Raw genomic sequence first — 2,747 nt, forward strand, 5'->3', positions numbered from 1 at the left:
GCTCGGCCAGCAGCGCGCGCAGGCGCGTGGCCTGCTCGCCGTCGAGCACGCCGCCCTTGGCCGGACCCTTGCGCCCTTCGGCGATCGCCATGACGACTCCATGGAGCGTGTGCATGTCCTGCTTGGTCGGCTCCATCCGGCTGAAGATGTTGCGCAGGTTCACCAGCATGGTGTCGCGCTTCTCGGCCGGGCGCAGGAATTCCACCTTGTCGAGCTCGCGGATGAGATTGTCGAAGAAGGCCTGCATCTGGTGCTGCGAGGCGCGCTCGGAGCGCTCCGGCATGGCGTGCGGCAGCTCGCCTGACGTGGCCCGCTTGAACCATTCATAGCCGACCAGCAGCACCGCCTGGGCGAGGTTGAGCGAGGCGAAGCCCGGATTGACCGGGAAGGTGATGATGCGGTTGGAGAGCCCCACCTCCTCGTTGGTCAGCCCCCAGCGCTCGCGGCCGAACAGGATGCCAGCCTTGCCGCCGGTCGCGACATGCCCGGCGATCTCGCTAGCCGCGGCCTCCGGCCCGACCACGGGCTTGGCCTGGTCGTGAGGGCGAGCCGTGGTGGCGAACAGCAGGTCGAGGTCGGCGACGGCCTGCTCCACCGTGTCGAACAATTCGACCTTTTCCAGAATGTGGTCGGCGCCGGCCGCGGCGCGCTGGGCGGCGATGTTGGGCCAGCCGTCCCGGGGGTTGACGATGCGCAAGGCGCCAAGCGCAAAATTGCCCATGGCGCGCGCGGCCATGCCGATGTTTTCACCGAGCTGCGGCTCGACCAGGATGACGATGGGACCGTCGAGGGACAAACCCGCCTTGCTCTTGTCAGTCCCCGACATCTGATTTCGCTTTCACACTGGTTCTCAAGGCCTTGGCAAGGCCGCCTTAGGAATTGATTCAAGCCGCCCCTTCCGGACGGTCGTCCCGCTCGCCTGTCGTTTGCCTGTCCTGACAAAATTCTCAAGGGAAATAACGGGTTGGATTCGGTTTTTGAATCTCACCTGGAACGTGCCCCGGGGGCCCGGCCGAAGGCCGGCTGCCGCCCCCCATCTGGGCAAGCTGGATGAGCTAAAAGTGCATAATCCCTTGGCTTTCGCCCGCCGCGTCCGGGTGCTAAGAGGCGGCGGATATTCCCGTGGCGCACCAAAAGCGCCGTTCCAAGAGGCTTCCCCGATCATGGCAAAAATCAAGGTATCCAATCCCGTCGTCGAACTCGATGGCGACGAGATGACCCGGATCATCTGGCAGTACATCAAGGACAAGCTGATCAACCCGTACCTCGATGTCGAGCTGCTCTATTTCGACCTGGGCATGGAATACCGCGACCACACCAACGATCAGGTCACCATCGACGCCGCCGAAGCCATCAAGAAGGTCGGCGTCGGCGTCAAGTGCGCCACCATCACCCCTGATGAAGCCCGGGTGAAGGAGTTCAACCTCAAGCAGATGTGGAAGTCGCCGAACGGCACCATCCGCAACATCCTCGGCGGGGTGATCTTCCGCGAGCCGATCATCTGCAAGAACGTGCCGCGCCTGGTTCCCGGCTGGACCAAGCCGATCATCATCGGCCGCCACGCCTATGGCGACCAGTACCGCGCCACCGATTTCAAGTTCCCCGGCAAGGGCACCCTCTCGATGAAGTTCGTCGGCGAGGACGGCACCGTGATCGAGAAGGAAGTGTTCAAGGCTCCGGGCGCCGGCGTCGCCATGGAGATGTACAATCTCGACGACTCCATCATCGACTTCGCCCGCGCCTCGCTGAACTACGGCCTGCTGCGCAACTACCCGGTCTATCTCTCGACCAAGAACACGATTCTGAAGGTCTATGACGGCCGCTTCAAGGACATCTTCCAGGACATCTACGACCGCGAGTTCAAGAAGGAATTCGAGGCCAAGGGCCTGACCTACGAGCACCGCCTGATCGACGACATGGTGGCCTCGGCGCTGAAATGGTCCGGCGGCTATGTCTGGGCCTGTAAGAACTACGACGGCGACGTGCAGTCCGACACGGTCGCGCAGGGCTACGGCTCGCTCGGCCTGATGACCTCGGTTCTCCTCACTCCCGACGGCAAGACCGTGGAAGCCGAAGCTGCCCACGGCACGGTGACCCGCCACTACCGCGAGCACCAGAAGGGCAAGGAGACCTCGACCAACTCGATCGCCTCGATCTTCGCCTGGACCCGTGGCCTCGCCCACCGCGCCAAGCTCGACAACAATGCCGAGCTCGCCAAGTTCGCGAACACGCTGGAGAAGGTCTGCGTCGACACCGTCGAGGCCGGCTACATGACCAAGGACCTCGCGCTGCTGGTCGGCGCCGACCAGCGCTGGCTCTCGACCACCGGCTTCCTCGACAAGGTCGCCGAGAACCTGACCAAGGAGCTGGCGGCGTAAGCTGCCAGCCACGTCATTGCGAGCGTAAGCGAAGCAATCCAGAATCCCTCCACGGAGGCAGACTGGATTGCTTCGTCGCACCAGCGCAAAATTGCCTTGCAATTTTGTCGCGCGCTCCTCGCAATGACGAGACGAGAGATCGAGGACATCTCATGCAGGCCTTCAAGAGCCTCGCCTTTGCGGCCTTCGCACTCACCAGCACCTCCGCATTCGCAGCAGACCCCCTCCCCGACGCCATCGCCGCAGCGGGCGAGAGCGTCGTGCTCAGCGTCCACGCCGAGGGCGCGCAGGTCTATGAGTGCAAGGCCGGCACCGACGGCAAGCTCGCCTGGGCCTTCCGCGAGCCGATCGCGACGCTGCTCTCGGACG

General features: G+C 63.8%; 3 protein-coding genes. 2 read left to right on the plus strand and 1 reads right to left on the minus strand.

Annotation, left to right across the window (positions count from 1 at the left end; translation table 11 throughout):
- Positions 1–826, minus strand: an 826-nt coding sequence (locus MOV75_RS33530) for an RNA methyltransferase (RefSeq protein WP_247007474.1), incomplete at its 3' end; no start/stop codon positions are given.
- Between the two features lie 337 nt (positions 827–1,163).
- On the opposite strand from MOV75_RS33530, the gene MOV75_RS33535 reads away from it, so the two are divergent.
- Together MOV75_RS33535 and MOV75_RS33540 are read left to right on the plus strand one after the other, a co-directional pair.
- On the plus strand, positions 1,164–2,378 hold the full coding sequence (locus MOV75_RS33535; RefSeq protein ID WP_246931798.1) for an NADP-dependent isocitrate dehydrogenase: 1,215 nt from the start codon (positions 1,164–1,166) through the stop codon (positions 2,376–2,378).
- 152 nt (positions 2,379–2,530) lie between these two features.
- A partial coding sequence (locus MOV75_RS33540) for a DUF3455 domain-containing protein (protein ID WP_247007475.1) occupies positions 2,531–2,747 on the plus strand: 217 nt, incomplete at its 3' end.

The sequence above is a fragment of the Bradyrhizobium sp. PRIMUS42 genome (assembly GCF_023006515.1).
Classification (GTDB): Bacteria; Pseudomonadota; Alphaproteobacteria; order Rhizobiales; family Xanthobacteraceae; genus Bradyrhizobium.